The sequence below is a fragment of the Nonomuraea sp. NPDC050733 genome, from assembly GCF_040654215.1.
GTDB lineage: Bacteria > Actinomycetota > Actinomycetes > Streptosporangiales > Streptosporangiaceae > Nonomuraea.
This window is the reverse complement of sequence record NZ_JBFAHO010000058.1, coordinates 14,905-39,743: the sequence shown is the minus strand read 5'-3', so window position 1 is coordinate 39,743 and position 24,839 is coordinate 14,905. Positions and strand designations below refer to the sequence as shown.

Below are 24,839 nucleotides of genomic sequence, written 5' to 3'. Positions count from 1 at the left end.
ACTCCTGACGGCCCAGCTTGGCCTCACGGCCAAGGAGGCGGACCGGATCGGGAAGGTCGCCGGCGACCTGTTCGCGTCCGGATTCGGGGAATCCATGGAAGACGTGAACGGCGCTCTCCAGTCCGTGGTCCAGAACATGGACGGGATGAAGGGGGCCAGCGCCTCCGCGCTGAAGGACACGGCCGGCCGCGCGCTGAACGTGGCCAAGATCATGGGGGAGGACGTGTCCAAGGTCACGGCCTCCGTGTCCACACTCATGAAGACCGGGCTGGCCCCGAACGCCAAGGCCGCGTTTGACGTGATCTTGCGCGGGACCCAGCTTGGCGCGAACAAGCAACAGGACCTCCTGGACACCCTCACGGAGTACCCGACCCTGTTCCGGAACATGGGCCTGGACGCACAGACCGCCACGGGCCTCCTGGTCCAGGGCCTCCAGGCCGGCGCGCGGGACTCCGACAAGGTCGCGGACGCCATCAAGGAGTTCAGCATCCGGGCCGTGGACGGTTCCAAGCTGACCAGCCAGGGCTTCCAGATGATCGGGCTCGACGCCGGGAAGATGGCCGCGGCCATCGGCAAGGGCGGCTCCAGTGCGAACACGGCCCTGGACCTGACCCTGACCAAGCTCCGCGCCATAGAAGACCCGGTGAAGCGGAGCCAGGCCGCCGTGGCCCTGTTCGGGACCCAGGCGGAGGACCTGGGTCAAGCCCTGTTCGCGCTGGATCCCTCCGGCGCGGCCAAGAAGCTGGACGGGTTCAAGGGGTCGGTGGACCGGGCGGGGAACGCCCTGCAACAGACCGCCGGGGCGAAGCTCGAGGCGTTCAAGCGCCAGTTGATCGGGGCCTTCACGGAGACCCTGGGGAACACGGTCATTCCCGCCATCCAGCGCTTCATCAGCCTCCTTCAGGGGATGGGGGTCAGCCCCACGGCGCTCATCGCCACCGCGGCGGCCATCACGGGACTGGCCCTGGCGGTCAAGGCGGCCTCCCTGGCGGTCACGATCTACAACGGGTTGGCCGCGGCCTCCGCGGCGGCATCCAAGGTGTGGGCCGCCGGCGTGTGGCTGGTCAACGCCGCGATGAGGGCCAACCCGATCGGCATCGTGATAACCGTGATCATGGCCCTGGTGGCCGCCGTGGTCCTGGCCTACAACAAGTCGGAGACCTTCCGGAACATCGTCCAAGCGGCGTGGCGCGGCATCCAGGCCGCCGTGGCGTTCGCCTGGGAGAACATCATCAAGCCCGCGTTCCTGGCCCTCCACCGCTTCATCACGGGGACCCTGGGCCCGGCCGTGATGTGGCTCTGGAACAACATCATCAAGCCGGCGTGGAAGGGAATCAGCTTCGCCGTAGAGGTCGCCTGGGGAATCATCAAGATCATATTCGCGGCCTTTGAAATGTTCCTCCGCCGCGTCGTGGCCCCCGTGGTGACCTGGCTGTGGAAGACCATCATCGTCCCGGCCTGGAACGGCATCAAGGCCGCCATCTCCGTGGTCTGGAACTCCGGCATCAAGCCCGTGTTCGAGAACGTCAAGAAGGGCGTGGAGCTGGTAGGGAAGGCGTTCGAGAGCGCCAAGAACTTCATCGGGAAGGTCTGGGACAAGGTCCGGGACCTGGCGATGAAGCCCATCCGGTTCGTGGTGGAGACGGTCTACACCAAGGGCATCAAGGGTGTCTGGGACAAGGTCGCCAAGTTCGTCGGCGCGGACCCGCTCCCGGCCGCGCCGCGGTTCGCCACGGGCGGCCCGGTCCGCCAGGGGACCACGTCCAAGGCGGACGATGTCCTGGCCCGGGTCTCCCGCGGGGAGTTCGTGGTCAACGCGGCGTCCACGCGGCGGAACGCCGGCCTGATCGACTACGTCAACCGACACGGCAAGAACAAGGACGTGATCCGGGAGATGGGCCTGGCCGGCGACCCGGGCGGGATCGTCCCCGGGTTCGCAGAGGGCGGCATCATCGGCTGGGTCAAGGGCTGGGCGACCAAGGCCAAGACCTGGTTCGAGGGCGGGCTTGCCAAGGCCCTGGACGGGGTCATTGGCCCGATCAATGGCCTGATTGACCGCACGCTGGGCACCGCCGGTCTTGGGGGCCTCATCGGGGGTGTCCCCAAGAAGGCGCTGGCCAACATCCGGTCCTGGCTCATGGCCCGCAAGGATCAGCTCGAGGGCGGGGGCGGCCAGGGCGCGGTCAAGGCCGCGCGCTCCCAGATCGGGGTCCCGTACTCCTGGGGCGGAGGCGGCCTGAACGGGCCGTCCCGCGGCATCGAACAGGGATCCAACATCGTCGGATTCGACTGCTCATCGCTCATGCGCTACGCCTGGTACCAGGCCACGCACAAGGTCATGCCGCGGACCACCTATGAGCAATACCCCTGGTTGACCAAGGTCTCCAGCCCCCGGCCCGGGGACCTCGGGTTCCCGCACATGGGCCACGTGTTCATGCAGTCGGACAACCCCAACCGGATCATCGAAGCTCCGTACACCGGAGCCCGGGTCCGGGAGGTCCCCAAGCGCGCGGCCAAGTGGGGCCGGCCGCCGGCGTCCTTCATGCGCGCGGACGACGGGACCGCGGTCCTGGAGCCGGGCATGAACGGGGTCTACAACGGGTTGGGCCGCCGGGAGCCCCTGGTGGACCCGGCTCTGGCCGGCGGCACCGTGATCAGGGAGCTTCACGTCCACGTCCCCCTGGGCGCGGATGAGGTCCAGATGGGCCGGACCGTGCTGAAGGCCATCCAAGCCGCCGTTCGGCGAGACGGTAAGGCCGGCGTGAAGGCGATCCTCCCGTGACCGCCCCCGACCTCTACCCGCCAGACATCGTCTCCGTGGCCGTGGGCTTCACCGTGAACCCGAACTCCACGGCGGACGGCGCGATGTTCCTGAACGACCCGACCAAGGGCCTCCTGGGTACGGGCACGCTGGGCGGGACCGCGTTCCACGTCAGCGTGACGGACGACATCCGGAAGATCAGCATCCGCCGCGGCGCGTCCCGGGCGGACTCCCCGCTGATCAGATATGAAGCCACGACCGGGGCAATCGTCCTGGACAACTCCGGCCGCAAGTACGACCCCACGAACTTGGCCGGGCCCTACGTCTCCGGGGGCGTGACCCAGGTGGAGCCCATGCGGCCCATCATCGTCTCCGCCATCTGGGACGGCGTGGATTACCCCCTGGCCACGACGTACACGGACTCCTGGGACATCGACTGGGCCGGGCCGAACTGGTCGGAGGCCACGGCGGCGTTCACGGACGCCTTCCGGGTCCTGGAGGAGGACAAGCGGCAGGCCGTAGCCGCGGTGGGATCCGGGGAGACCTCCGGCGCGCGGATCCACCGCATCCTGGACTCCGTGGGCTGGCCGGCGGACAAGCGGGCCATAGACCCCGGAGACGTGACCCTCCAGGCCACGACCCTCGAGGGGCCGGCGTTGACAGAACTCCAGGCCGTGGCGGACGCGGAGCTGGGCGCGCTCTACATCCGCGGGGACGGGGTCCTGGTCTTCCAGGAGCGGACCGCGGTGATGACGGACCCGCGCTCCACGACCTCACAGGCGACGTTCGGCGACGGCGGAGGGTCGGAGCTGCCGTACAAGGACGGGGGCCTGGGGCTCTCCTACGACACGGCCACGCTGATCAACCGCGTGATCGCCCAGCGGGAGGGCGGTACGGAGGTCATGGTGGAGGACTTGGCCTCCCAGGAGAAGTACCTGGTTCACTCCCCCGTGTCTGCGTCTGACCTCCTCCTGGAGACCGACTCCGCGGTGTCGGACTGGGCCACCTACCTCCTGACCGTAAGCCGCGCGCCGGAACTGCGCTTCACCTCCATGGAGGTCTGGCCGCGCGTAGATCCCGAGCGACTTTGGCCCCAGGTCCTTGGACGGGAGATAGGTGACCGTATTACGGTCATCCGCCGGCCTCCTGGTGGGGGTGACCCGATTGTCCGGGACGTGATCATTCGCGGCATCGAACACGAGATCACGCCGGACAACTGGGTCACACGCTGGACCTTCCAGCCCGCGACCAAGTTCGCATTCCTGGTCTTGAACGCGGACCCCGGGGGCCGCCTTGATCAGAACGCGCTGGCGTTCTAAAGGAGGACGGATGCCCTATAAGACGTTCACGGCCGGGGAAATCCTCACCGCGGCGGACGTAATGACCTACCTGATGAACCAGGTGGTGGTGGTCTGCACGTCCGGGACCCGGCCCAGCTCCCCGGCGGAGGGCCGCGTCATCTATGAGACGGACACGGACCGGATGATGATCTGGGACGGGACCGCCTGGGCGGAGGCCCTGATCAACAGCACGTCCCGGCCATGCTGCGGCGTGACCCGGGCCACGGACCAGGCCGTGGGCACGGGGACAACCGGGATCCTGGTCTCCTGGAGCACAGAGAACTACGACGTGGGGAACATGACCACGGGGTCCGGGACCACGCTGGCCACCATCCCGGCCAACCGCGGCGGCAAGTACCTGATCTCCGCGGCCATCGCGTTCACGGCCAACGGCACGGGGACCCGGACGGTCTTGGTCAACGTGAGCGGGAACACTCGGGTCCGTCAGTCCGCCGCGGCGGCCGGCTCCGGCAACCCCACGCGCGTCAGCGTGTCCACGATCCAGACGTGCGCGAGCGGGGACACGATCACCATCGGCGTGTTCCAGGACTCCGGCGCATCTCTGAACGTCCTGGCCACGGAGGGCATGCCTCACGGCGCGGTCTATTACCTGGGGCCGTGAATGACGATCGACATCAAATCCGTGGGGGACGTGGTCCTCTACCTGGGAGCCATCGCCACGGCGCTGATCGCTGTGGGGGCCCTCCTCCGATACGTGGTCCTCCGCCCACTGAAGCGCTGGATCACGGAACAGGTAGGGGACCCGGTCCAGGAGATCCGCCACGAAGTCACCCCGAACTCCGGCTCATCCATGAAGGACGACGTGGCTGGCGTCCGGGAGGCCGTGGAGGACCTGAACAAGAACCTGGCCGCGCACATCCAGGCCACGGCCCCGCGGGACTGGCGCATCCGGGCCCTCGAGGCCCGCCTTGATGAGCACTTTCGGGACCACCCCGGCCCCACGCATCCCCCGATGGAGGGCACATGACAAGGATCGAATCCAGAGCCACCTGGGGCGCGCGGCCGGGCCGCGGCTCCAGCTACCTGGGCAGCACTCGAGGCGTGAAAGGGCACTACACAGGGGGTTACGTGAACCCCGCCACGCTGACCGACCACGAGAAATGCCGGGCCGCGGTCCGCGGCATCCAGAACGGCCACATGGACAGCAACGGCTGGAACGACATCGGATATTCGATGATCGTTTGTAACCACGACGTGGCCATGATCGGGAGGGGTGCCCACGTCCTCCCGGCCGCCAACGGCCCCGGCCTCAACTCCGGGCACTACGCCATCTTGGTCCTGGTCGGCAACACCGGCGTAACCCAGATGACGGACAACATGCGACGGGCCTTCCATGGCGCGCGGGACTTCCTCCGGGCCAACGGCAATGCCGGCGCGGAGATCAAGGGTCACCGGGACGGCTACAGCACGGATTGCCCTGGCCCATCCGTCTACGCATGGATTACCGGCGGGGCCAAGCTCCCCAGCGGATCCACCCCCGACCCCGCACCCCACGACGAACCCAAGGAGAAGGACATGGATTACGGATCTTTCGGGCTCTCCAGCTCGAGCGCCCGGGACCTCCCCGGGAACACCTGGGTCAGCGTGCCCATGGACACGGAGTACGCGGACCCCTACGGCGACCACAGCGGGACCGGGGAGTCCATCCTGTTGGGCGAGCCCTCCCAGTACGGCCTGTCCGCCGTGGTGGAGCTGTCCGGCGTGCCCGTGGGAACCCCGGTGTCCCTCCGATGCGCGGAGTTCCAGTACGACTCCACCGCGACCCCGCCCGTGGACCGCCTCAAGGAGGAGGGCTGGGAGACGACCCAGCTCCTCCCGGAGTCCGGCCGGGTCGGGTTCTCCGACGTCGGCCACGTCCAGGAGGGCCGCAAGCTCCGTGTCCAGGTCAAGGTCCACGCCAGTGGCACCGGTTACAAGATCTCCGGCGCGCGGCTGAAGTATCTGGCCCAGCGATAGACCCCGGCGGCCCCTGACCAGACAGGGCCGGCGGTCAACCCCATCCCTCGAGGGGAAGGAGATCCCCGCATGAAGATCTTTGGTCGTGAGCCGGCCGCCATCCTCTACGCGCTCCAGGCGGTCCTTGCCGTGCTGGTCGCGTTCGGCGTGTTCGGCCTCACGGATGAGTCCGCGGCCTGGGTCCTGACCATCGGCAACGGCGTCATGGCGCTGATCGTCGCCGTGGTGACCCGGCCGTTCGTGGTCAGCGCCCTGACCGGTGCCGTCCAGACCATCCTCACCGCGGCCATCGCGTTCGGGCTCCCGGTGACGGAGGCCCAGATGGGCTCCATCATCGCGGCCCTGTCCATCATCCTGGGCCTGACCCTCCGGCCCAACGTGGCACCGGAACAGACCGCGGTCACGCGGGCCTGAACGGGCCCTGGAGAGCGAAAAGCCCCGGCGGGTTCCCTCCCCTCCGCCGGGGCTTTTCTTGGCTCTGTGTCAATCCTGGGCGCGCTCCGCGGCCTCCTGGACCGCCAGGTCCAACTCCCTCCGCGCGTCATCCAGGGTCTTCTGAGTATCCGCCACGATGTCCCGGCGGACCTTCTCCCGGGCCATGCGCTCCACATGGACCTCCTGCTCCGCGCCCTGGGCTCTCGCGCGTACGATCCACGAACAGATCACGGCTACGGTCTCCATCTCCCAGTCGGCCAGCCACCCGAGCGTTTCCCGGTCTCCGGGTCCCAGATCGAGACCTTCCAGGGCAAGGTACAGGGCCAGTTCCCGGTCATCCTTCCGGGCGAACTCCCCGGCATCGTCCCTGATGGCGTCGCGGGGAACCTCTGTGACCGGGCCGGTCGGGATGTTGAGCTTAACCACGCGAATCCTCCGCATCTGCGGTCTGGACACTGGGCTCCTTGGGCGTCGGAAGCGTACGGGTCACGGCCTTGATGGTCGCGTCCCGGTTCATGTGCTTCCCCAGCATCCGCCCGGTGATGGCTCCCTTAAAAAAGATCTTGAAATCCTCTCCCAGGGTCACGTGGTCCGCGGTCAGGCCCTCCACGCTGAACACCTTGTGCTTGGGCCGGCCACCCTCCCACAGCCAGACCTCCTCCCCCGCGGCCAGGTGCTCCCGAATCTGTTCCGCGGTCAGGTCCGCAGGAGTGAGTTCGCCCATCTCCAGGCCCTCCTTGGGGGCTCGAGCCCCGGCGGGGCCACCTGACCGGAGTATCCACCTGGGCTTGGCACCGGGTCAAGGTGAGCACATGAGAAAGCCCCGGCCGGGGCCGGGGCTCGAGGTCGCGCGGGTCAGGCAACCGTGTAGCGCTCCGGAATCTCCGGGTCCGCGACCACCATCTCCAGCGCACACTCGTTGCAGAGGTAGTGAGCGGCCTTCTCCTCCCCCGCAACGAACGCGGCGACGGCCCCGGCCAGCGCCAGGACCAAGGACTCCGTGTAGGCCGCCGTGGTCAGGAGCGTCATGGCCACGGCGAACGTGGCCAGGTAGATCCAGCGGGTCCGGGCGAATTTGATCAAGGAATTCATCGCGTTCAGGAGCATCGCTCGCATGTGCCCTCCTTGGGGGCTTGGGCCCCGGCGGGGCCTTCTTCCTCGAGTGTCCATCCGCCTTGTCATGGTGTCAAGGCATGAGAAAGCCCCGGCGGTTGGGCCGGGGCTCGAGGCCGCCACGGCGGAGGGTTTCAAGATCAAGGACGCATACTCTTGAAATTGATCATGAGTCCTAAGCGTCCTGTGCGTCCCCTCTATAAGGGGGGGACGCATGGACGCATAGAAGGACCGCGTCCGGGACGCACGGGGACGCATGCGGGACGCATGGACGCATACATTGATCATTTATGTTTGTCCAGGTCAGAGGGCTGGAGTCGTTTCTGATCTTGTATCGTGATCAGTAACGCTCGGTAAAGGAAGGCTCCCAACGCTCTGACCTGGGCTTTCGTATGCGTCCCAAGATCGGGACGCATAGAAACGGACATTTCACTGGGCCTTCAGGCCCGCCGTGGCTACGTTCCGTTGACCAAAAGATAAAGGCCCTGGGCTCCCCTCGAGCGCCAGGGCCTTCAGATCCAACTCCGTGCCGTCCCCTCCGGACCGGCTAGTCCAGGCTACGCCAAGGTTTCCGTTGGCCGTCTTGGAATATCCGACCTTCCCGGGCCAGCTCCGCCAGGTACGCCTTCACGGTGCGCTCCGCGATGTTTGTCGCGGATGCAATGGCTCGAGGGGTTCCGATGCCCTCTCGGACCGCCTCCAGGACCCGGGCCTTTTTGTCCGGGGTCTCCTCTACCAGTTCTGCCTCCACGATGTCCCCGGGCTCCAGGAGCGCCGTGGTGGCCCCGGTGCCCACCAGGTCCCCGGCCATGGGCGTGACCAGGCCAGCGGACAGGAACCCCGTCGCGGTCCGGGCGTCAAGCTGGACCGCCTCCGGGCCGGCCGCGTTCTCCCGGTCCACGTCGTCATCCTCCATCCAGTAGCCCCGAGCCGGGAGCGGCTGGCGGTAGGTCCGGGACTTGATCAGGAACCGGCCCCCGTCGTCGGGGAGCCGGGAGGGCATCCAGCCATCCCGGTTGGCGTTCTCCCCGAACACGACCCGGTCGGCCTTGTCGGAGACCTTCAGGCCGATGATCTGGCGAAGGGCGTTGTAGACCGTGGTCGGGAGATTGGTGTCCTTGGGGTGCTGGGTCGCCACGTAGATCCGGCCGCCGTACGCGCGCATGAGGCCGGCCAGGCGCTCGAGGTCGGCCATCAGCTTGTAATCGTTCAGCTCTTGAGCTTCGTCCACGAAAACCGCGATGTCCGGCTCCGCCGGCGTGGCCCTCCACTTGCGCCAGCCACGTTCCGCCATCAGCGCGCCACGCTCCTCCATGGCCGTGATGAGCGCCTGGAAGGCGAACCGGGCGCGGACCGGGTTGTCCGCCAGGAAGTACCAGACCCGGCCCCACTTGGAAAATTCGGGCGCTCCGGGCTTCAGGTCGAACCCGATCAGAGCCACGTTCCTCCGCCAGCGGAGTTTCCGGATGATCGTGTTCACGACCCCGGACTTGCCGGCCCCGGAGGCTCCGAATATCCCGGTGTGGACGTTCTCCACCAGGACCACGGGCTCCCCCGTCTCGAACCGGCCCAGGATGACCTCCGAGTCCGGAGCGTCCCGCGGAGGACCCAGCTCCGTGGCGTTCGGGTCCTCCAGAAGGAAGCGGAGCCGGACCAGGCGCGCGGACCGGTCCCGGCCCTTGATCTCGCCCGGGTCCTCCACGCGAAGGGAGTTCTCCGGCGCGTCAAACGCGGACTCCAGCGCGGAGGCGTACCCCTGGTAAGCCAGCGTGCGCCGGCTCTGGCCGTGGCGGAGTTCGACCACCAGGGCCATGGAGTAGAGGTCCCAGACGATGCCCAGAAGTTCAGCGCCCTGGATCTTGCCCTGGCGGGCCTTCACGGCCCAGCCGTCGATGATGCTCCGGGTCCGGGTCTCCGCGCGCCGGCGTCCATTCCCCCGCAATTCAGTTGCAATCGTCACAGGCACGGAGGCATGCGGGGTGCGGTGCTTCCACCACGGCCAGGCCGCCAGGACGACCATGAACGGATACGCCAGGAGGGGCCGGGTCCCGCCCAGGGAGAACCAGGCTGCCCAGAACCCGGCCAGGGCTGCCAGGCCGCCGGCGTACGCGCGCTCCTTCTCCTCCCAGCGCATGGTGGCCCGCCGGAACCGGGCCCAGTCCAGGAGCGCCCAGCCACGCTCCTTGGCCGCCCAGGGCTTGGCGTACAGCACGCCTCCCCCCGCCAGGCCACCGCCGGCCAGCCACAGCGGAGCGCCGGCGATGTCCTGGACCAGGAGCGTGACCAGGAGGAGGATCACGGCCACGGCCAGCGGGGCCGCGTCGTCGCGGTGACGCCAGGCAAACGCCTTGATCTGGGCCATGTCGGACTGGGGCTGAGCCTTCCCCCGGGCCGTGGCCTTCTTCTTAGGCGGCCGGCGCACGAACGTCGTCGTCATCCCTGTCTTCCTCCTCCCGGTGTGCGTTGACGTCGCCCTGGGTCTCCTCCCAGGCCGTGATGATCGCTCGAGCGTGGTGGCGGTTGCCCTTCAAGTAGTCCTTGGCGAGAGCGCGCTGGGTCAGCTTGTTGCCGCCCTCCGCGCTCTTGACGTACGCCTCCCACGCCTCCGGGAAACGCTGGGCGATGGTCGGGGCGGGGCCCTCCTGGAGGTCGTCGGGGACCGGCTCTGGGCCCTCCGTCTTGCCCTTCGCGGTCGGGGCCTTGGCGACCTCCTTGGCCGCACGCTTCGCGGCGCGCTTGGCCTTCTTGGCCTCGAGCCGTGCGGCCTTCCAGTCGTCGTACAGCGCCATGGCCTCCGCGGGGGTCCGCACGTCCGTGCTCCAGGTGGCCAGGTACATGGTCACAATCCAGCGAATGGGGTGCCAGAGCTTCTTGGCCATAGCCAGGCGCGGAGCGCGCGTGTCGATCTCGCCGGCCTTCTTCAGGGTGTCTCGGTTCTTGGCCCTCGAGTGGATCCGCCACAGCGCCGGGGAGATGAAGGAGAACAGCGCGAACACCACCGCCGTGGGGGTCGGGCTGGGGATGTCCATCAGGCCCAAGAAACTGGTCTTCTCCGTCGCGCTGGCGTAGTGGCTGTAGTTCAGGGCCCCCACGATGCCGGAGGTAGCGAACGCGCCGGCGTAGAGCCCGAACGCGGAATCCCGGCGCTGGAGGGCGCGGTCCGCGTGGTAGCCCTGGAACAGGGACAGGGACTCCAGGCTGGCGGAGAACAGGATCACGACCAGAATCCGGACCAGATCGGTCCGGCTCGAACCGATCTGGTCCAGGTGGTTCAGGCCCCAGCCAAACTGGCCGATCATGGCCATGGTCGTGGTCGTGGTGATGGGGAACATGGCGATGACCTGGCCCAGGCGCACGGACCACTTGACCCGGGTCTGGACCGCCTTGGTCTCCTGGTCCTTCTTGGCCTGGGCCTCTCGCCACTCCCGGCGCTCCGCCTCCGCCTGTTCCCGGCGGAACCGGGCCTCCTCCTCCAGCTCCCGCGTGGCCAGCTCCACCTCCTTGGCCCGGATGGCGGCTTCAGCCTGGGCCGCGGTGAGCCGCGGGGGAAGCTCGGGACCCTTCTCCTGGGCCTTGGGGTTCATCCTGAACATGTCATCTCCTCCTGGGGAGTTCGTCAGCGGTGGTTGGTGAGGATGGCGATCATGATCAGCGCCCACGCGAGGTAGAACGCGGCGTGCGTGATCCTGCGACTCATGACGTAGATGACCAGGTACACGGGCACCGTGAACCACCTGGTCCAGGCCGCGGGGCGCGTGGGGCCCGGGAAGATGGGCGGGTCCTGGTAGGTGGGGGTGATCTTCATCGGTCTTTCTCCTCCTGGGGAGTTCAGCGGGTCTTGATCAGTAGAGCGATGAGCGCCAGGACCACGGCCACGAATGCGCCGTACTTCCAGTTCCAGGTCACCCACAGCCCGAACATCAGGGCCGCCCGGATGGGCGTGACCATCTTGGCGTACTTGTCCTGGATGGTCCCAGGAATGGCCGGCGGTCGGACCTGGCTGGCCCACTCCGGTCCAACGACAGGGGCCGCCGGTCCAGCGTTCTGGGCCAGTATGGCCGCAATGAGGGCCGCCTGGTCCATTCCCTGGTCCCCGGCGTGTTCCAGTTCAGCCCATCCACGGGGCTCCATCTCCTTGGCCATCTGTGCCACTCCGTCAAATTCGGTTCATGGAGACTTCCATCTTGACACCGTGCCAAGGTGGAGTCAACCATGAGGGGGGCCGTCTGACCTGCAATGGACCAGATTGGAGCAATCGTCATGATGGGGATATCCCACGCCATGACCGGGGCGGTCGCCTGGAGTGCCCTTCAGTTGATCCACCCCCAAACCACTCCGGTCCTTGTGGCCGGGCTCGCAGTGACCGCCGGAGCCGCCCTTATCCCGGACCTGGACCACCGGGACTCCACGGCGTCCCGGTCCCTTGGACCACTGACCTGGGTTCTGTGCCGCGTGGTCCAGGCGGTCTCCGGCGGCCATCGCCGGGCCACCCACTCCTTAGCGGGCTGTGCCACTCTGGCCATCGCGGTCCAGATGGCGGTCCAGGCCCGGCCCGGGGTGGTCGGCACGGTGGCCACAGCGGTCCTGCTGGCCGTGATCCTGGCCAGTGTGGTCCACCTGGTCCCGCTCCGGGCGTTCAAGCGGGGATGGCTGGATGAGATCCTGGCCGCCGTGGTCGCCATCGCGCTGGCCATGTGGCCCGGACTGGACCTGGCCATGCTGGGCCCGGCCGTTCTGGTCGGGACCCTGGTCCATGCGCTGGGGGACGCCATCACGCGCCAAGGGATCCCGTTTTGGTGGCCCATCTCGAGGAAGAACGTGCGCCTGGCCCGGTTCAAGGCCGGCGGATGGACGGAGCGCTGGGTCCTCCGCCCGGCTTTTGTCCTGGCCATTCCCGCCCTCCTGTTCTGGGAGCCTGTGATGTCCTTCCTCGGGAGATGACTTCCTCCTCATATGAAAAGCCCCGGCCGAATTGAGGCCGGGGCTTTTGTCCATTTCTGGGCGGTTTACCTGTGCTTTTTGGTCTGGGTCACATCAGCTTTCGGTGCTGCACTCCTGGTCACAGGCATAGCCATTGGCCGGGTCCACGCACTGGCACGGCCGGCCGGGAAGGGTAGCCGGGCGGTTGATCAGGTCCGTGTACGTGGCCCATGCGCGACGAATTGCACTCATGATCAGATCCTCCTATTTCCGGTTCCGGGTCTTGACCTGGACTTTCTTCTTTCCGTGGCCTCGAGTGCAGCATGCGCAACCCTTGGCCCGGTCCGCGTGCAGACAGGTGGGGTTGAGGCAGAAATCCAGGACCGTGGTGATGGTCCTGGCGGTCGTCCTGACAGCGTTGATCATGGTGTCCTCCTGGGGGACTTCTCCGACCGCCCTCATCGTCCCTCCACCTTGGCACCGTGTCAAGGCCCATTTGACCAGGGCAAATACGCAAGGGCAAAAGAAGGGGCAGGGGCAAGGGCACACGCGCGAGACGGTCTACACGCGCGGGCGCGCGAGAAACCAGGGCAGGGGCATGGAAAAGCCCCCGCCGTGGGGCGGGGGCTCGAGGCCGGGGGAGGGGTCAACTTCTCCATCGCGTTCCCTCCCTGGGGGCTTCTCTGTCTGAACGCATCGTCTCTCCACCTTGGCACCGTGTCAAGCTCTTGGGCATGAAGAAAGCCCCCGGGGGTTCCGGGGGCTTTCGACTCGAGGGGGTCAGGCGGCGCGAGCCGGCTCCAGGGAGAAGTCCGGGGCCGGGGTCGTCCGAGCCCAGGGGTTCCGGACCAGGACGTCAGCCCCGGTGTCCTCCCGGCCGATGGCGTGAACCGTGAACCCGATCCTGATCAGGATGCGGAGGCTGGCGTCCCCGGTCTCCTCCGCGGTGCGCTTCACGGACGCACGGGCCTCCTCCATGGTCGTGGCATAGACCTCGAACAGGGTGGAGCCGGTTCCGGTGCTTCCGGCGCGAACGGTCCAGCGCTGGCGGGGGAGGGTCTGGCTCATGTCGTCCTCCTGGGGACTCCTTGACTGTGTGTCTAGGTGCATCATGCGCCTACCTTGGCACTGTGTCAAGCTCCCAGCGTGCCCAGGGAACACGGCGGGAATCCCACCTTCAGGTCCGCCGCGGCGCGCTGGCGGAGCTGGTCCACCAGCTCCCCGACCATTGCGGTCAGCTCCTCCTGGTCCACGGGGATGGTCACCACGCCGGCGGCCACCATGGTCCGGCCCAGGATGGGGGAGGGGGCCGTGACCGCCACCAGGTAGATAGGTGTGGAGGTCCCGGGGGCCAGGGATGGCCCCGTGGTGAAGCTGTACGGCTCCCCCAGCGCGGTCTTCTCCAGGGCCTCCCGCACGGCCTTACGGATCCACATGTCCAGGTCAGTGATTGCCATCGGGGTCTGGCCTCCCGGTGCGTCGCGATGTTGCCGGCCGCGGACCGTACCGCCGGGGTCTGGAGAGAGCCAGTACTGGTCAGTAACCTCTGGGAAGTTTTACTTCCCGCAAGTTGAGAGGGCGACCGGATTCGGGGACTGCCTTGACACTGTGCCAAGGTCTGGGGATGATGCGTCTAGACAAGGAGTCAAGCCCCCAGGAGGGACACGATGACCGGACCGGAGCACTACACCACGGCGGAGGAGCTGACCAAGGAGGCGGCCACGCACCGCGCCAAGGCGGAGGAGTACCTGGAGAAGGCCCGCGGGAGCTTCAATGCGGAGTACGACGGATACGTGTCCCGGGCCCAGGTCCACGCCCTCCTGTACTCCGGGCAGATGGCCCAGGCCCAGGTTCACGCCACCCTGGCAGGCGCGGCGGCTACGGCCCTGACCGGGCCCGTGGCCCAGGAGGAGGGCCAGAACATGGATTTGGAGGACTGGAACAAGGTCGCCAGCCCCTACTAGCCCCCGACCTCAAGCCCCGACGTTGCGGAAGGGAGCCCCGATGGGCCTCACCAAAGGGAACTGGAAGAAGCAGAAGGCTGAAGCGGCCAAGATCCTGACGGAGAAGGACCGCCTCTCCGCGTCGAAAAGCCGCGTCGATGAGGTCGCGCGGACGCTCCGGCATGACGGGCGGGAGGCCGCGGAGAGACACGCCACGGAGATCTACCGGGATCCCACGTACGGGATCTGACCTCGAGCCAGGAAGCCCCGGCCACATGGCCGGGGCTTCTTCATGCCTGGGCGGCCTCGAGGTCCAGGACATCGTTTAGGAGGGCCACCTGGCGCTGGAGTTCGTCCGCCAGCGGGCCCGGGAGGAGGAAGGTGGCCATGGCCACCGGATGCCACGGCGGGCCGCCATCCTCCACGACCAGGGACAGGGTCCGCCAGGCCCCCGCGTCTGTCTCAGTCCCAGGGGTCGGGTTGACCCGGAATCTCGGAGTCATCAGGGGTCGTCTCCTTCTGGGGAGTCGGGGTCACCGTGCGCCACCGCGTCACGGTCGGAGCGGGGGAGGGCACGGGAATCCGTGTCCGCCAGCGTGTCACGGTCGGGGCTGGGCGGGGGGTCGCTTCCGGGGGCTTGCCCGCGGCCGGCGGCCGGGTCCTCCACCGCGTCACCGTGGGGGCGGGGGAGGGGGTCCCCGTCACGGTCTTCACGACGGCCGGGATCGGGCTCGAGCTGGCCGCCGGGGCTGGATCGTTCCCGAGCATCCACCCCAGGCCGGCGGACGCCACGACGGAGACCACGATCCCCACGACGGACCAGCGCCGCGGCGGAGGGTCTTCCCAGTCCGCTTCCAACGGCATGTCCCCGTGCAGGCCCCCGCCGGCAACCAGCTTCCCCAGCGGGGCCGTACGGGGGCCGTCGTCCTCTCGAGCGTGCCGACCCATTGCGGTCCTCCACATAGCAGAACGCCCCGGACAGTACGTCCGGGGCGTTCGTTTCGCCAGCATGGGGACCGGCGTCTGGAGGTTACGCGAACGGGTCCACCTTGGGGGCGGAGCCGCCGGCCGCCGCGCCAGCCATCTGGGGCTGGGCCGCGGGGGCGGTCTTGAGCTGGCCGTTCGCCTTGGCCGTGAGGTAGGCGATGCCCAGGGCGCGGTCCTCATCGGTGGCGTTGCCCATGATCCAGACATCGTTCCCGTTGGTGGACTTCTCCATGGAGATCCGGCCGATGACCATCTGACCGATGCTCCGGCCGAACTGGGCCACCAGGCCCTTGCCGAACACGCGGAGGTTGGGCAGCTCCTTGACCGTGCCGTCCGCGTAGAGGACCACGGCGTCCACGTCGGCGGCGGAGGTGTCGCCGGGGGACTTGGACTTGGAGGTGGTGATGCCGTGGACGATCTGGCGGGGGGTGACGATCAGCGCGTGGTCCGCGTAGTCCTGGAGCTTGACGAAACCACTCTGCGGGTTGCTGAACGGGTCGGGCATGCTCATGATCTGGTTCTCCTCTGGATCTGGATCTGGATGTCCGCCGGAGACAGGTCTGGTCGGTCTGGCTCCGGCTCGAACACTTTCCATGGTGCGTCTGGCTTGGCACCGTGTCAAGGTCTGGGGGTTGACTCCTTGGCAAGAAGTTCCTGGCGGAGCTTCCGTCCCAGGTCCTTGAGGGTGTCCGGGAGCTGACCGCCAAGGTCCGCCGCGGCCTCCTGGCCCGCCTGGATCAGTTCCTCCACGGTCTTGGCGTCCTTGAACACCAAGGCCCACGCGCCGGCGTCACCGTACATCGTGGGCCGGGGCCGCTCCAGAGCCTTCTTGGCCGCCGCGCTGGAAGCCGCGATGGCGGGGAACATGGAGCGGACCTCCTGGGCCATCTCATCCAGGCCCACCTGAAGGGCGGAGCGCGGGGGCTCGAGCGTGGCCGGCCGCGTGTTCCCCCTCGAGGACAAGGGCTTGCACTTGCGGATGCGCCGGGTCTCCATGGCGTGCTTGGCCCACTCCCAGCCCAGGAAAATGTCCACGTCGAACACTTCGCAGTGACCCCGGCCCACGGGGAGCCAGACCACGGTGGCCGTCTCCTGGTCGATCGGGGGAGGGTCCTCCCAGGTCTCCGTGGCCGGGTCCCACATCGCGTAGGCGTGCGCGTAGAGGGAGAGCTGGATGGCGATGCTCACGCCCCCGAAATCCATGGACTTCTGGCTCTTGAGATCGGACACCTGGTAGAGGCGTGATCCCACGGTCTCCGTGAGCTTGTCCAGGCGGCCGGCCACGTCCAGGGACGGAACGCAGATGATCCGCTCCGAGTAGCGGGGGAGGACCGTCAGGCCCTCTGCGGCCATGGTCGCGCGGTAGGCGGCCAGCTCCCGCGCGAACGGGCCGGGGCTGACCTCCTCCCCGGCGTCCAGCTTCTCCGTCATGGCGTGGAGCGCAGTCCCCATGTTCGCGCCGGAGGATCCGCCGGCGGCCTCCTTGGCGTCCTTGGCCACCTGGTTCAGGCGCTTCTTGTCCGCCTCCACGTCCAGGGACGCGGCCAGGGCCAGGAGGTCCGGGCGAAGCGCCATCCCCTTGGCGACCATCCGCATCCCCCAGACCTCGAGGTTGTAGGTGTCCTCGAGGGCCTTGGCCAGGGTCGTGGCCCGGACCCAGGACCGCTCCTTGCCCGTGTCCGGGTCCGGGAGAAGGTACTGACCCCACTGGTTGTAGAGCTTCCGGCCACCGCTGGCGCACGGAGGGTCCGCGGGAGCCGGCGGGGCGGGGTCTACCAGTTGCATCGTGATCTCCTATCCGTGGTAGTCGGGGGACGCCAGGTCACGCACCTGGCGCTCGTACTCCGCCAGGACCAGCCGGTCACGCGCCACGCGCCACTGGTCCAGGCAGATGTTCAGGGAGACCTCCGCGCCGGGCTGGCCCTGGAGCTGGAGGTATCGGAGAGTCAAGATCGACTCTTCGATGCGCGCGAGGATGTTCCGTAACCGCCACCGACGATCACGCCTGACGAGAGACACGCCTGGCCTCCTTGACCTTCAGGAATGCCGGGTCCAGAGCCCGGGATGCCAGGCGGACAGTAATCAGGTCCGAAAGCTCCCGCTTGCTCACGTCCGGGGCGAACTCGAGACCGATCCGGCGGGCCATGTCCTTCTGGGCAGCGGAGGCCCCACCGGACTTGCGCCAGGACGCGGTCCTCTTGGAGTACCCGGGGTCGCGCTCCGCGGTCTCCTCCGCCAGCGCCATGGCGAACTCCAGGGCCAGGCCGCCGGGGGAGACCCAGGATCCCCCGCCTCCCTGGCCCCGCCATCCAACCCAGTACAACTCCGGGTCGTCATCGTCGGGCCAGAGGAAGGTGAAGCCCTTCCCGGTCGGGATGAACCAGCATCCGGCGTCGGTGGTCAGCCACAGCGTGGCGGAGCGCCGGAACAGGTCCACGTCCTGGATGGAGCGGGCCATCTCCAGCGCCCAGACCGCCGTGGCGTCCTCCCGCGCGGTGCGCTCCACGGCCTCCGCCAGGGACTCCCCGTCCTGGACCTCCTTCACGCGGCCGGAGGTCAGGTCCGCCAGCGTGGCCAGCTTGTGGTCCATCGTCACGCCGGCGATGTCCAGGACCAGCGCGTCCTCCTTGCCCGGGTACGGCCGGAGGACCCGGCCCACCATCTGGACGTAGAGCGCGGGGGAGCGCGTGGGCCGGGCGATGACACAGACCTCCGCGCGGGGCGCGTCCCAGCCCTCCGTCAAGACCATTGCGTTGGTGAGGACCTGGATCTCTCCGTCCGCGTACGCCTGGAGCGTGCGTCGGCGGTCCTCGAGGTCCATGGACCCCCAGATGGTGGCCGCCATGATGCCCTGGGCCTTCAGGGCCTCCGTGGCCCGGATGGCCGTGGCCACCGTGGGCCAGAAGCACACGCCCGGCCGCTTCCCGGCCAGCTCCGCGTACGCCTTGGCGACCTCTTCCGGCGCGTTCACGTCGGTGAGGCGGTTCCCCAGGTCTGCCACCTGGTAGTCCCCGCCGGACACCTTTACATTGTCAAGGAGCCCGGCCTGGAGAGTGATCAGTTTCCCCCGGGGGTTGACCAGGTGGCCGCCGGCGATGCCGTCCAGGATGTCCTTCTGGTACACGATCTTCTGAAAGACCGTGCCCAGCGCGCGGCCATCGGTCCGGGACAGGGTGGCCGTGAAGCCTACGCACGGCGGCCCGCCGGGGGAGAAGCATCCCAGGGCCTCGAGCGTGGCGACCCAGGTCTCCGCGCTGGCGTGGTGGCATTCGTCCACGATGACCAGGCTGGCCAGACCCTCGAGCTTGGCCAGGTTCGCCGGCCGGGACACGGTCTGGACGGACATCACGATCACATCCGCGTCCAGGTCCCAGGTCCCGGCCTTGACCCGGCCCACCTTCAGGTCCCGGTCCACTTGGTGGATCTTGTCCACGGCCTGACTGATCAGTTCGTCCCGATGAACCAGAATCGCAACCTTTGTGCAACGGTCCATGATCCACCGTCTGGAAAGGTGACTGAAGATCACCGTCTTCCCCATGCCCGTAGGCAGCACCACGGCCACGCGCTGGAGCTGACCCCCAGTCACCGCGTCCAAGACCGCGGAGATGGCGTCCTCCTGGTACTTGCGGAGCTTCACTGGTCCCCCTTCTCCTGGACCATGAGCGTCCGCGCGTGGGCATCCTGGGCCGCACAGCACCAGTCGCAACCGCCGCACGGAGGGTCCCAGGTCCAGCCCCCGCATGACGTGTAGAGCGGACAGTCCGGGTCGTGATAGAAGCCCAGGTTCTCCGGAGCCTCCGGGCATGTGCATTTCATGCCGCATCCCTCCGGCGCTCGAGCGCGTCCAGGGCCTCCGCCATCATGCGGGGGTTCTCCGCGGCCAGGCGGCCCAGAAGCCAGTGGGCCTCCAGGGCACTGATCGCCATGGCGTCCATCCGCCGGAACACGTCCAGCATCGTCGTGGCCTTCATGGGGCCTCCTCTTTCGTGACCATCTGGGGTCTCCTTCCTCGAGCATCGGGGGAACTTGCCAGCGTGTCAAGCTCCGCGTACAGTGCGGACAGTAGTACGGTCGTGTATCAGGCACTAGTGTTTGGCACACGAGGGGTTCATACACGACATCGCACCCAACCCCGACAAACAGGAGAGACAGGATGCTGACCATGACGATGAGGTTCAGCGGGGACGCGCTCCGCGCCGCGCGCAAGGACAAGAACCTGAATCAGCGAGAACTTGCCCAGGCCACGGGGATCCCGCTGGACACGCTCCGGGAGTACGAGCGTGACAAGTACGCCCCCTCCGCGCTCCGCCTGGCCCTCCTGGCCAGCACCCTAGGCGTCTCCATTGACGCCTTCTACGCCGGCGACCTCGAGGCGGGGGAGGAGGGCCGGCCCGATGACGATCACTGAAGACAGACCGCCGGCCCGGATCCTCGAGGGGGGTACCTTCCCGCTCCCGGGCTTCCCCGGATGCCAGCTCACCTACGGCCATGACGCGGTGCTGGAGACCGTAAGCCTCCTGGCCAACATGGGCTGGCTGGCCGTGGACATCGAAACGGAGGGCCTGGGCGTCCTGGCCCGGCGGGTCAAGGTCGTCACGCTGGCGACCCCGACTCACGCCGTGCTGTTCGATCCCCGCGACCCCGCCCAGTTCATGGCGCTCCGCGACATCTTCCAGGCCGTGGACGAACTGGTCTTCCACAACTCCCCGTTCGACGTACCCCCGCTGGCCCACATCGGGGTCCTGACCGTGGCGGACGCGCGCAAGGTGACGGACACGCTGATCTGGGCCAGGCTCGCGAACCCGGATGAGCGCGGGGACAGGTCGCTGGCCAACGCGGCCCGGACGTACCTGGAGATGGCCGTGGAGGACGGGGTCACCGCGCGGGCCAAGCGCCTGGGCATGACCAAGTCCCAGTACTTCCTCCAGGTGGATCTCAACTCCCCGGCCTACCGCTGGGATGCGGCATCTGACGGCATCGCCACGGCGCGCCTGAAGGACGTGGTCCGGCGCGCGGCCCTCGAGCGCATCACCACGGGCCACCCCTTCAGCGTCTACGGCGTGACCGGGGATGAGGCGGAGCGCCTGGTGGACCGGGAACAGCGCATCAACCGGATGACGATGGCCCGGACCATCAAGGGCCTGCGATGGGACCCGGACCACCTGGACGCATACCGGGACGCCAAGTCCGCCGACGTGGCCACCTGGGAGACGGAGCTGGAGGCCCACGGCATCCGGCCCACGAACGCGGCGGACCTGACGGCCTACCTCGAGCGGATCGGGGAGCTGCCCGCGGACTGGCCCAGGACCGACACGGGCCGGCTGTCCGGGGAGAAGGCCAACCTGGAGAAGCTGGACCACCCCCTGGCCCAGACGTTCCTCCGACACAAGGAAACCGTCCGGGTCGATGACCTCTATCTGGCCAAGGTCCGAGACCTGGCGGATGCGAATGGGCGAATCCATCCGGCGGTCAACATCTTCGGAGGCAAAGCCACGGGCCGGATGTCCATCTCAGACCCGCCTCTCCAGCAGTTCGACGCGGCGGCCCGCGGGATCATCCTGGCCGATGAAGGGGATGAGCTGGTCTCCATCGACTGGTCCCAGATCGAGCCCGTCATCGCGGCCAACATCGCGGGGGACACCGCGGTCCTGTCCCGGTATGAGGACAACACGCTCGCCCCCAAGGAGCGTGACGCCTACCTGGGCATCGCAGAATTCGCAGGAATCTCGAGGTCCCAGGCAAAGGTGGTTCTCCTGGCTCAGATGTACGGTGAGGGCCTTCTCACGCTGGCCAAAGATCTTGGCTTCATCACCACGGCGGAGGCGGGGCTGATCCGGAAAGCATGCGACGACCACGACCTCTATCCCTCGGATGCAGCGGAGCGCCTGGGGGTGGCCGGATTCCGGCGCGCTGTAGAGGTCAAGGACATGGTGTTCAAGGCCATGCCGGCCACGGCGGGCCTGATCAAGAAGCTGAAGACCATCGGGCGGGAACACCGCGTGGTCTTCACCATGAGCGGTCGCATTCTTCCCATCCCCATGTCCCAGTACCGGGGCCAGTGGGGACCCCAGGCCCACAAGGCCGTCAACTACGTCATCCAGGGATCCGCGTATGACCTCCTGGCGGAGACCCTGATCCGCGTCGATGAGGCCGGGCTGGCTGATGCGGTCTACCTGGCCATGCATGACGAACTGGTGGTCAGCAAGTCCGCCGCCCACGACATCGAACGCATCATGCAGACCCCGCCGGAGCGCCTGGTCTGGATGGCCGGAAGAACACCGGTCCTCCGCACGGACCGGGCTGACCTGGGAGAGAGGTGGGCCAAGTGCTGATCAAACCCGGACAGATGTGGGAGGACCGGGATCCTCGAGAGGAGGGGCGTACGGTCCGCGTGGACACCGTGGATAGCGGGTTCGTCTACGTGACCAGCTCAAAAGGCCGGAGATCTCGATGCCGTCTGTCGCGATTCCCGGCGGCGTATCGGCTGGTCCAGGACCCAGGCGATGCATCACCTCCGGAAGGAGGATCCACAAACGTGACTAAGAAGACAGATGCCACGTTCATGCAACCCCCCGATGTGGATCATGGTTTCGGCCGGGTCCGCAACCCCAATAAAGCACCGACCAGCACGCCCCCGGAAGGAGGGCCGTTCCGATGATGGGAGCGCCTGATCTCTTCAAGTCCGCTCTGGGAGACCTCCCGGAGGGGGACATCTCCACCAACGCCTTGGCCGCCAAGGCCCTGGTCCGCGCCGGCTTGGCCGTGGTCATTTGTCGGCCCGGAACCAAGAAGCCGGCTTGCACCCTGGATGCCAGAGCTGAGAAGAAGGCCGACCTTGACGCACAGGCCCAGGCCCAGGCCGCGGGAAACCGCTACTGGCACAAGGTCCGCCACAACTGCGGCAAGAAGCACCTGATCACCGACGTCAAGGACCTCACCAAAGCCCGCATCAAGAAGCTCCTGGAGTCCGGGGCCAACGTCGGGGTCATGGCCGGAGCCGGGGACACGCGGCTCATGGTCGTGGACCTGGACACCGCGGCCCAGCGCATGGCGTTCGTCGCCACCTGGGAGCGGGAGACGGGGGAGGACTTCACCGAACCCATGACCACGGCCTCCCCCGGCGTCCGCAACGTCGGCCCGGACGGCACGGAGGAGTGGATCCACAAGGACGGGGGCCACTACTGGCTGACCCTGCCCGATGGCGTGGAGATCCCTCCGGGCGTGGGCGTGTATGAGGGGGAGGGTGGCTGGAAGGTCTACGTCCGGGACTCCTTCGCCCTGGTCCCACCCAGCGTGCGGCCGGAGGGACCTTACCGGCTGACCGGGTCCACGCTCGAGGCTCCCCAGTGGCTCCTGAACCGCCTCGAGGCCCAGGCCGTGGAGGCGTCGGAGCGCCGGGAGCGCGCCCTGGAACGCATCAAGGACGGGCCCCAGGACATTGACGACTGGGCCGCGGTCACGCCGTGGAGTGAGCTTCTGGAGGCCGCCGGATGGCACGACCCCCAGGCCCACGACACGTGCGGGTGCCCGATCTGGACCCGGCCCGGGAACCCGGCGCACATCAAGAGCGCGACAGCCCATGAGGCCGGATGCTCCAGGTATGACACGAGCCTGGGCTACGGTCCCATTCACGCCTGGAGCGATGAGGTCAGGTGGAACGGCGCGCAGACCGTGAACAAGCTGACGTTCCTGGCGTGCGAGAAGCACGGCGGGGACCTGGTGGCGGCCATGCGAAGCGTCGGCATCGAACCCCGGGGAGCGGAACTCCCGCCCCTGGACCCGTTCGAGACCCCCGCGGATGCCGGCCCAAAAGATCGTGAGGAGGTGACGCCTCCGATGGGAGACCAGACCCCATCGGCGGCCCCCTCCACCTCACATGAGATCACAGGGGACCGCACGCCGGCGGAGCTGGAGACAGCCATCTACCGCCTGGCGGACCGCATGTCCGCCCTGGACCTCCGTACGCGCCGGGCGTGGCCGGACACCCTGGAGGAGCTGACCGCCCGGGAGCTGGAACGGCTCCGGGCGCGGGAGGCGGCCAAGGCCCTGTACGAGCGGGAGAACTCCAGGCCGGAGGACCTGGAGGGCTACCTGATCGACGGGGACGAACTGGACGAACTCCCGCCGGCGTCCCCCCTGATCCCCGGCGTTCTGAACCGGGAGTCCTACGCCATCTTGAGCGGCCGGGACGGGTCCATGAAGACGTTCGTCGCGCTTGACTGGGCCTTGAGCCTGGCCACGGGAACGCCGTGGAACAACAAGCCCGTGTACCCGATGCCCGACCGCCCCCGCGTGCTGTTCCTGGTGGGAGAGGGCCAGGCCGGGTTCCAGAAGCGCGTCAAGGCGTGGAAGCTGGCCCACGGCGTGACCTCCCTCGAGGGGAAGTTCACGGCCCTGTTCCGGCGGGTCAACTTCTTCCGGGACCAGCCCAGCGTGGAGTGGCTGGTCCAGACCGTGACGGAGGGCGGGTACGGCCTGGTGGTCCTGGACCACCTCCGCCTGATCTCCGGCGGTGCCGATGGCAACGGATCGGACATGGGCGTGGTCGTGGACAACGTCAAGTCCCTGGTGGACGCCACCCTGGGCGGGTCGGTGCTCCTGATCAGCCACACGGACAAGGCGGACAACGACACGCGCGGGTACTCCGGGATCGAGGACGACTCGGACACGGTCTGGCACGCCAAGCGCACCGGGGATGAGGAAGACGCCGGCGGCATGGCCGGGGTCCGGCTCAAGAACACCAAGCAAAAGGACGGGGAGGAACACCCTGACCTCGAGCTGGAGCCGGAAACCGTGGAGCTGGGCACGCACCCTGACACGGGCCTGCCCATCACGTCCCTGGTCCTGAAGCCCGCCGACCCGTTCGCGCCGATCGCCCCGGCGGGGGCGGAGCGCGTCCTGGAGTTGGTCCTTCAGGACTTCTCCGCCATCGGTGCGTCCCAGGCGGACATCCGGGATGCCCTGAAGCTCCCCAAGGCCACGTGCAACAGGTACGTGAACCAGTTGGTGGAGACAGGCCGGCTGATCCGTCAGGGACAGAAGTATTGGCCCGCCCCCGGCGCTACCGCGGGGGAACTGACCGCTTAGCAGGGACCCCCGGCCTGGGCGTTCCAGGCCGGGGATATGTCCCCTTTTGCCCGTTCCACAGCATGATCAACTAGCGATGTTGTGGAACGCCTCTGACCAGCACAAACGCAAAGGGTGGAACGGGGGTGGAACGCTTGCTAGCCGCTAACAATTGCAAGCGTTCCACTCATCAGGATTAGTGGAACGACCCCTGACCAGCATCGTTCCACCACTCAAGATCAGTGGAACGGGGCGTGGAACGCTTGCCGGGTCCTCCGCGTTCCACGCCCCCCCCCC

The 24,839-nt window shown here is 67.8% G+C and carries 27 protein-coding genes; 12 read left to right on the top strand and 15 right to left on the bottom strand.

The genetic code is table 11. The annotated features are described in order from the left end of the window. From AB0H64_RS42155 to AB0H64_RS42130, 6 genes are all read left to right on the top strand, one after another. A partial coding sequence (locus AB0H64_RS42155; RefSeq protein WP_357636817.1) for a phage tail tape measure protein occupies positions 1-2,782 on the top strand: 2,782 nt, incomplete at its 5' end. Next, positions 2,779-4,080, top strand: a complete 1,302-nt coding sequence (locus tag AB0H64_RS42150) for a hypothetical protein (RefSeq protein ID WP_357636816.1) — start codon at positions 2,779-2,781, stop codon at positions 4,078-4,080. The genes AB0H64_RS42155 and AB0H64_RS42150, both read left to right, overlap by 4 nt. 10 nt (positions 4,081-4,090) lie before the next feature. Further along, on the top strand, positions 4,091-4,723 hold the full coding sequence (locus tag AB0H64_RS42145) for a hypothetical protein (protein ID WP_357636814.1): 633 nt from the start codon (positions 4,091-4,093) through the stop codon (positions 4,721-4,723). Then, positions 4,724-5,089, top strand: coding sequence for a hypothetical protein (locus tag AB0H64_RS42140; RefSeq protein ID WP_357636811.1), 366 nt, complete (start codon positions 4,724-4,726; stop codon positions 5,087-5,089). Beyond that, positions 5,086-6,078 (top strand): peptidoglycan recognition family protein, encoded by a 993-nt coding sequence (locus AB0H64_RS42135; protein WP_357636808.1) that lies wholly within the window; start codon positions 5,086-5,088, stop codon positions 6,076-6,078. The genes AB0H64_RS42140 and AB0H64_RS42135 overlap by 4 nt, the downstream gene beginning before the upstream one ends. Before the next feature lie 69 nt (positions 6,079-6,147). Then, the gene (locus AB0H64_RS42130; protein WP_357636805.1) at positions 6,148-6,492 is read left to right on the top strand and encodes a hypothetical protein; all 345 of its coding nucleotides are present in this window, start codon (positions 6,148-6,150) and stop codon (positions 6,490-6,492) included. Positions 6,493-6,561: 69 nt separating this feature from the next. Here AB0H64_RS42130 and AB0H64_RS42125 read toward each other — a convergent pair whose 3' ends face one another. The 7 genes from AB0H64_RS42125 to AB0H64_RS42095 all read right to left on the bottom strand — a co-directional run bounded on the left by AB0H64_RS42125 (position 6,562) and on the right by AB0H64_RS42095 (position 11,769). Next, a complete protein-coding gene (locus tag AB0H64_RS42125; RefSeq protein ID WP_357636804.1) occupies positions 6,562-6,939 on the bottom strand; it encodes a hypothetical protein in 378 nt (125 codons plus the stop codon). Continuing rightward, the gene (locus tag AB0H64_RS42120) at positions 6,932-7,237 is read right to left on the bottom strand and encodes a hypothetical protein (protein WP_357636802.1); all 306 of its coding nucleotides are present in this window, start codon (positions 7,235-7,237) and stop codon (positions 6,932-6,934) included. The genes AB0H64_RS42125 and AB0H64_RS42120 overlap by 8 nt, the downstream gene beginning before the upstream one ends. A gap of 131 nt (positions 7,238-7,368) precedes the next feature. Beyond that, entirely contained in the window at positions 7,369-7,629 is a 261-nt protein-coding gene (locus tag AB0H64_RS42115) for a hypothetical protein (protein ID WP_357636799.1), read from the bottom strand. 544 nt (positions 7,630-8,173) lie between these two features. Next, positions 8,174-10,063: an FtsK/SpoIIIE domain-containing protein gene (locus tag AB0H64_RS42110; RefSeq protein ID WP_357636796.1), complete on the bottom strand. Its 1,890-nt coding sequence runs from the start codon at positions 10,061-10,063 to the stop codon at positions 8,174-8,176. Beyond that, positions 10,032-11,219 (bottom strand): hypothetical protein, encoded by a 1,188-nt coding sequence (locus AB0H64_RS42105; protein WP_357636793.1) that lies wholly within the window; start codon positions 11,217-11,219, stop codon positions 10,032-10,034. The genes AB0H64_RS42110 and AB0H64_RS42105 overlap by 32 nt, the downstream gene beginning before the upstream one ends. A 23-nt stretch (positions 11,220-11,242) precedes the next feature. Further along, positions 11,243-11,431: a hypothetical protein gene (locus tag AB0H64_RS42100; protein WP_357636791.1), complete on the bottom strand. Its 189-nt coding sequence runs from the start codon at positions 11,429-11,431 to the stop codon at positions 11,243-11,245. A gap of 23 nt (positions 11,432-11,454) precedes the next feature. Next, the gene (locus tag AB0H64_RS42095) at positions 11,455-11,769 is read right to left on the bottom strand and encodes a hypothetical protein (RefSeq protein WP_357636788.1); all 315 of its coding nucleotides are present in this window, start codon (positions 11,767-11,769) and stop codon (positions 11,455-11,457) included. Positions 11,770-11,862: 93 nt separating this feature from the next. On the opposite strand from AB0H64_RS42095, the gene AB0H64_RS42090 reads away from it, so the two are divergent. After that, positions 11,863-12,567: a metal-dependent hydrolase gene (locus AB0H64_RS42090; RefSeq protein ID WP_357636786.1), complete on the top strand. Its 705-nt coding sequence runs from the start codon at positions 11,863-11,865 to the stop codon at positions 12,565-12,567. 759 nt (positions 12,568-13,326) lie between these two features. Here the strand turns inward: AB0H64_RS42090 and AB0H64_RS42085 are convergent. Together AB0H64_RS42085 and AB0H64_RS42080 are read right to left on the bottom strand one after the other, a co-directional pair. After that, a complete protein-coding gene (locus tag AB0H64_RS42085; protein ID WP_357636783.1) occupies positions 13,327-13,614 on the bottom strand; it encodes a hypothetical protein in 288 nt (95 codons plus the stop codon). A gap of 65 nt (positions 13,615-13,679) precedes the next feature. Continuing rightward, entirely contained in the window at positions 13,680-14,003 is a 324-nt protein-coding gene (locus tag AB0H64_RS42080; protein WP_357636780.1) for a hypothetical protein, read from the bottom strand. A 210-nt stretch (positions 14,004-14,213) separates the two neighbouring features. Between AB0H64_RS42080 and AB0H64_RS42075 the strand changes: the two genes are divergently transcribed. Both AB0H64_RS42075 and AB0H64_RS42070 read left to right on the top strand, forming a co-directional pair. Beyond that, positions 14,214-14,510 carry a hypothetical protein gene (locus AB0H64_RS42075; RefSeq protein ID WP_357636778.1) on the top strand — a complete coding sequence of 99 codons (297 nt, stop codon included), beginning with the start codon at positions 14,214-14,216 and terminating at the stop codon, positions 14,508-14,510. Between the two features lie 40 nt (positions 14,511-14,550). Continuing rightward, entirely contained in the window at positions 14,551-14,739 is a 189-nt protein-coding gene (locus tag AB0H64_RS42070; protein WP_357636775.1) for a hypothetical protein, read from the top strand. Positions 14,740-14,779: 40 nt separating this feature from the next. Here the strand turns inward: AB0H64_RS42070 and AB0H64_RS42065 are convergent, their stop codons facing one another. From AB0H64_RS42065 to AB0H64_RS42040, 6 genes are all read right to left on the bottom strand, one after another. Continuing rightward, complete coding sequence (locus AB0H64_RS42065) at positions 14,780-14,992, bottom strand: hypothetical protein (RefSeq protein ID WP_357636773.1); 213 nt, start codon at positions 14,990-14,992, stop codon at positions 14,780-14,782. A gap of 527 nt (positions 14,993-15,519) precedes the next feature. Next, complete coding sequence (locus tag AB0H64_RS42060) at positions 15,520-15,987, bottom strand: hypothetical protein (RefSeq protein WP_357636771.1); 468 nt, start codon at positions 15,985-15,987, stop codon at positions 15,520-15,522. Positions 15,988-16,094: 107 nt separating this feature from the next. Further along, complete coding sequence (locus tag AB0H64_RS42055; protein WP_357636769.1) at positions 16,095-17,261, bottom strand: hypothetical protein; 1,167 nt, start codon at positions 17,259-17,261, stop codon at positions 16,095-16,097. Between the two features lie 9 nt (positions 17,262-17,270). Continuing rightward, positions 17,271-17,426, bottom strand: coding sequence for a hypothetical protein (locus tag AB0H64_RS42050; protein ID WP_357636766.1), 156 nt, complete (start codon positions 17,424-17,426; stop codon positions 17,271-17,273). Between the two features lie 49 nt (positions 17,427-17,475). Beyond that, entirely contained in the window at positions 17,476-19,218 is a 1,743-nt protein-coding gene (locus AB0H64_RS42045) for a DEAD/DEAH box helicase (protein WP_357636763.1), read from the bottom strand. 70 nt (positions 19,219-19,288) lie between these two features. Beyond that, the gene (locus AB0H64_RS42040) at positions 19,289-19,447 is read right to left on the bottom strand and encodes a hypothetical protein (RefSeq protein WP_357636761.1); all 159 of its coding nucleotides are present in this window, start codon (positions 19,445-19,447) and stop codon (positions 19,289-19,291) included. Between the two features lie 191 nt (positions 19,448-19,638). Between AB0H64_RS42040 and AB0H64_RS42035 the strand changes: the two genes are divergently transcribed. The 3 genes from AB0H64_RS42035 (at position 19,639) to AB0H64_RS42025 (ending at position 24,563) form a co-directional block, all read left to right on the top strand. After that, positions 19,639-19,884, top strand: a complete 246-nt coding sequence (locus AB0H64_RS42035; protein ID WP_357636758.1) for a helix-turn-helix transcriptional regulator — start codon at positions 19,639-19,641, stop codon at positions 19,882-19,884. Next, the gene (locus tag AB0H64_RS42030) at positions 19,871-21,808 is read left to right on the top strand and encodes a DNA polymerase (protein ID WP_357636756.1); all 1,938 of its coding nucleotides are present in this window, start codon (positions 19,871-19,873) and stop codon (positions 21,806-21,808) included. Before AB0H64_RS42035 ends, AB0H64_RS42030 begins: the two co-directional genes overlap by 14 nt. A 322-nt stretch (positions 21,809-22,130) precedes the next feature. Next, positions 22,131-24,563 carry an AAA family ATPase gene (locus AB0H64_RS42025; protein ID WP_357636753.1) on the top strand — a complete coding sequence of 811 codons (2,433 nt, stop codon included), beginning with the start codon at positions 22,131-22,133 and terminating at the stop codon, positions 24,561-24,563. Positions 24,564-24,839 lie beyond the last annotated feature (276 nt).

What these genes read in the sequence shown, in the direction of transcription:
- AB0H64_RS42145 (WP_357636814.1), top strand. Translation starts at nt 4,091, where the DNA reads ATGCCCTATAAGACGTTCACGGCCGGGGAAATCCTCACCGCGGCGGAC.
- AB0H64_RS42140 (WP_357636811.1), top strand. Translation starts at nt 4,724, where the DNA reads ATGACGATCGACATCAAATCCGTGGGGGACGTGGTCCTCTACCTGGGA.
- AB0H64_RS42135 (WP_357636808.1), top strand. Translation starts at nt 5,086, where the DNA reads ATGACAAGGATCGAATCCAGAGCCACCTGGGGCGCGCGGCCGGGCCGC.
- AB0H64_RS42130 (WP_357636805.1), top strand. Translation starts at nt 6,148, where the DNA reads ATGAAGATCTTTGGTCGTGAGCCGGCCGCCATCCTCTACGCGCTCCAG.
- AB0H64_RS42120 (WP_357636802.1), bottom strand. Translation starts at nt 7,237, where the DNA reads ATGGGCGAACTCACTCCTGCGGACCTGACCGCGGAACAGATTCGGGAG.
- AB0H64_RS42115 (WP_357636799.1), bottom strand. Translation starts at nt 7,629, where the DNA reads ATGCGAGCGATGCTCCTGAACGCGATGAATTCCTTGATCAAATTCGCC.
- AB0H64_RS42110 (WP_357636796.1), bottom strand. Translation starts at nt 10,063, where the DNA reads ATGACGACGACGTTCGTGCGCCGGCCGCCTAAGAAGAAGGCCACGGCC.
- AB0H64_RS42105 (WP_357636793.1), bottom strand. Translation starts at nt 11,219, where the DNA reads ATGTTCAGGATGAACCCCAAGGCCCAGGAGAAGGGTCCCGAGCTTCCC.
- AB0H64_RS42100 (WP_357636791.1), bottom strand. Translation starts at nt 11,431, where the DNA reads ATGAAGATCACCCCCACCTACCAGGACCCGCCCATCTTCCCGGGCCCC.
- AB0H64_RS42095 (WP_357636788.1), bottom strand. Translation starts at nt 11,769, where the DNA reads ATGGCCAAGGAGATGGAGCCCCGTGGATGGGCTGAACTGGAACACGCC.
- AB0H64_RS42090 (WP_357636786.1), top strand. Translation starts at nt 11,863, where the DNA reads ATGGACCAGATTGGAGCAATCGTCATGATGGGGATATCCCACGCCATG.
- AB0H64_RS42085 (WP_357636783.1), bottom strand. Translation starts at nt 13,614, where the DNA reads ATGAGCCAGACCCTCCCCCGCCAGCGCTGGACCGTTCGCGCCGGAAGC.
- AB0H64_RS42080 (WP_357636780.1), bottom strand. Translation starts at nt 14,003, where the DNA reads ATGGCAATCACTGACCTGGACATGTGGATCCGTAAGGCCGTGCGGGAG.
- AB0H64_RS42075 (WP_357636778.1), top strand. Translation starts at nt 14,214, where the DNA reads ATGACCGGACCGGAGCACTACACCACGGCGGAGGAGCTGACCAAGGAG.
- AB0H64_RS42070 (WP_357636775.1), top strand. Translation starts at nt 14,551, where the DNA reads ATGGGCCTCACCAAAGGGAACTGGAAGAAGCAGAAGGCTGAAGCGGCC.
- AB0H64_RS42065 (WP_357636773.1), bottom strand. Translation starts at nt 14,992, where the DNA reads ATGACTCCGAGATTCCGGGTCAACCCGACCCCTGGGACTGAGACAGAC.
- AB0H64_RS42060 (WP_357636771.1), bottom strand. Translation starts at nt 15,987, where the DNA reads ATGAGCATGCCCGACCCGTTCAGCAACCCGCAGAGTGGTTTCGTCAAG.
- AB0H64_RS42055 (WP_357636769.1), bottom strand. Translation starts at nt 17,261, where the DNA reads ATGCAACTGGTAGACCCCGCCCCGCCGGCTCCCGCGGACCCTCCGTGC.
- AB0H64_RS42045 (WP_357636763.1), bottom strand. Translation starts at nt 19,218, where the DNA reads ATGCGGGGGCTGGACCTGGGACCCTCCGTGCGGCGGTTGCGACTGGTG.
- AB0H64_RS42040 (WP_357636761.1), bottom strand. Translation starts at nt 19,447, where the DNA reads ATGAAGGCCACGACGATGCTGGACGTGTTCCGGCGGATGGACGCCATG.
- AB0H64_RS42035 (WP_357636758.1), top strand. Translation starts at nt 19,639, where the DNA reads ATGACGATGAGGTTCAGCGGGGACGCGCTCCGCGCCGCGCGCAAGGAC.
- AB0H64_RS42030 (WP_357636756.1), top strand. Translation starts at nt 19,871, where the DNA reads ATGACGATCACTGAAGACAGACCGCCGGCCCGGATCCTCGAGGGGGGT.
- AB0H64_RS42025 (WP_357636753.1), top strand. Translation starts at nt 22,131, where the DNA reads ATGATGGGAGCGCCTGATCTCTTCAAGTCCGCTCTGGGAGACCTCCCG.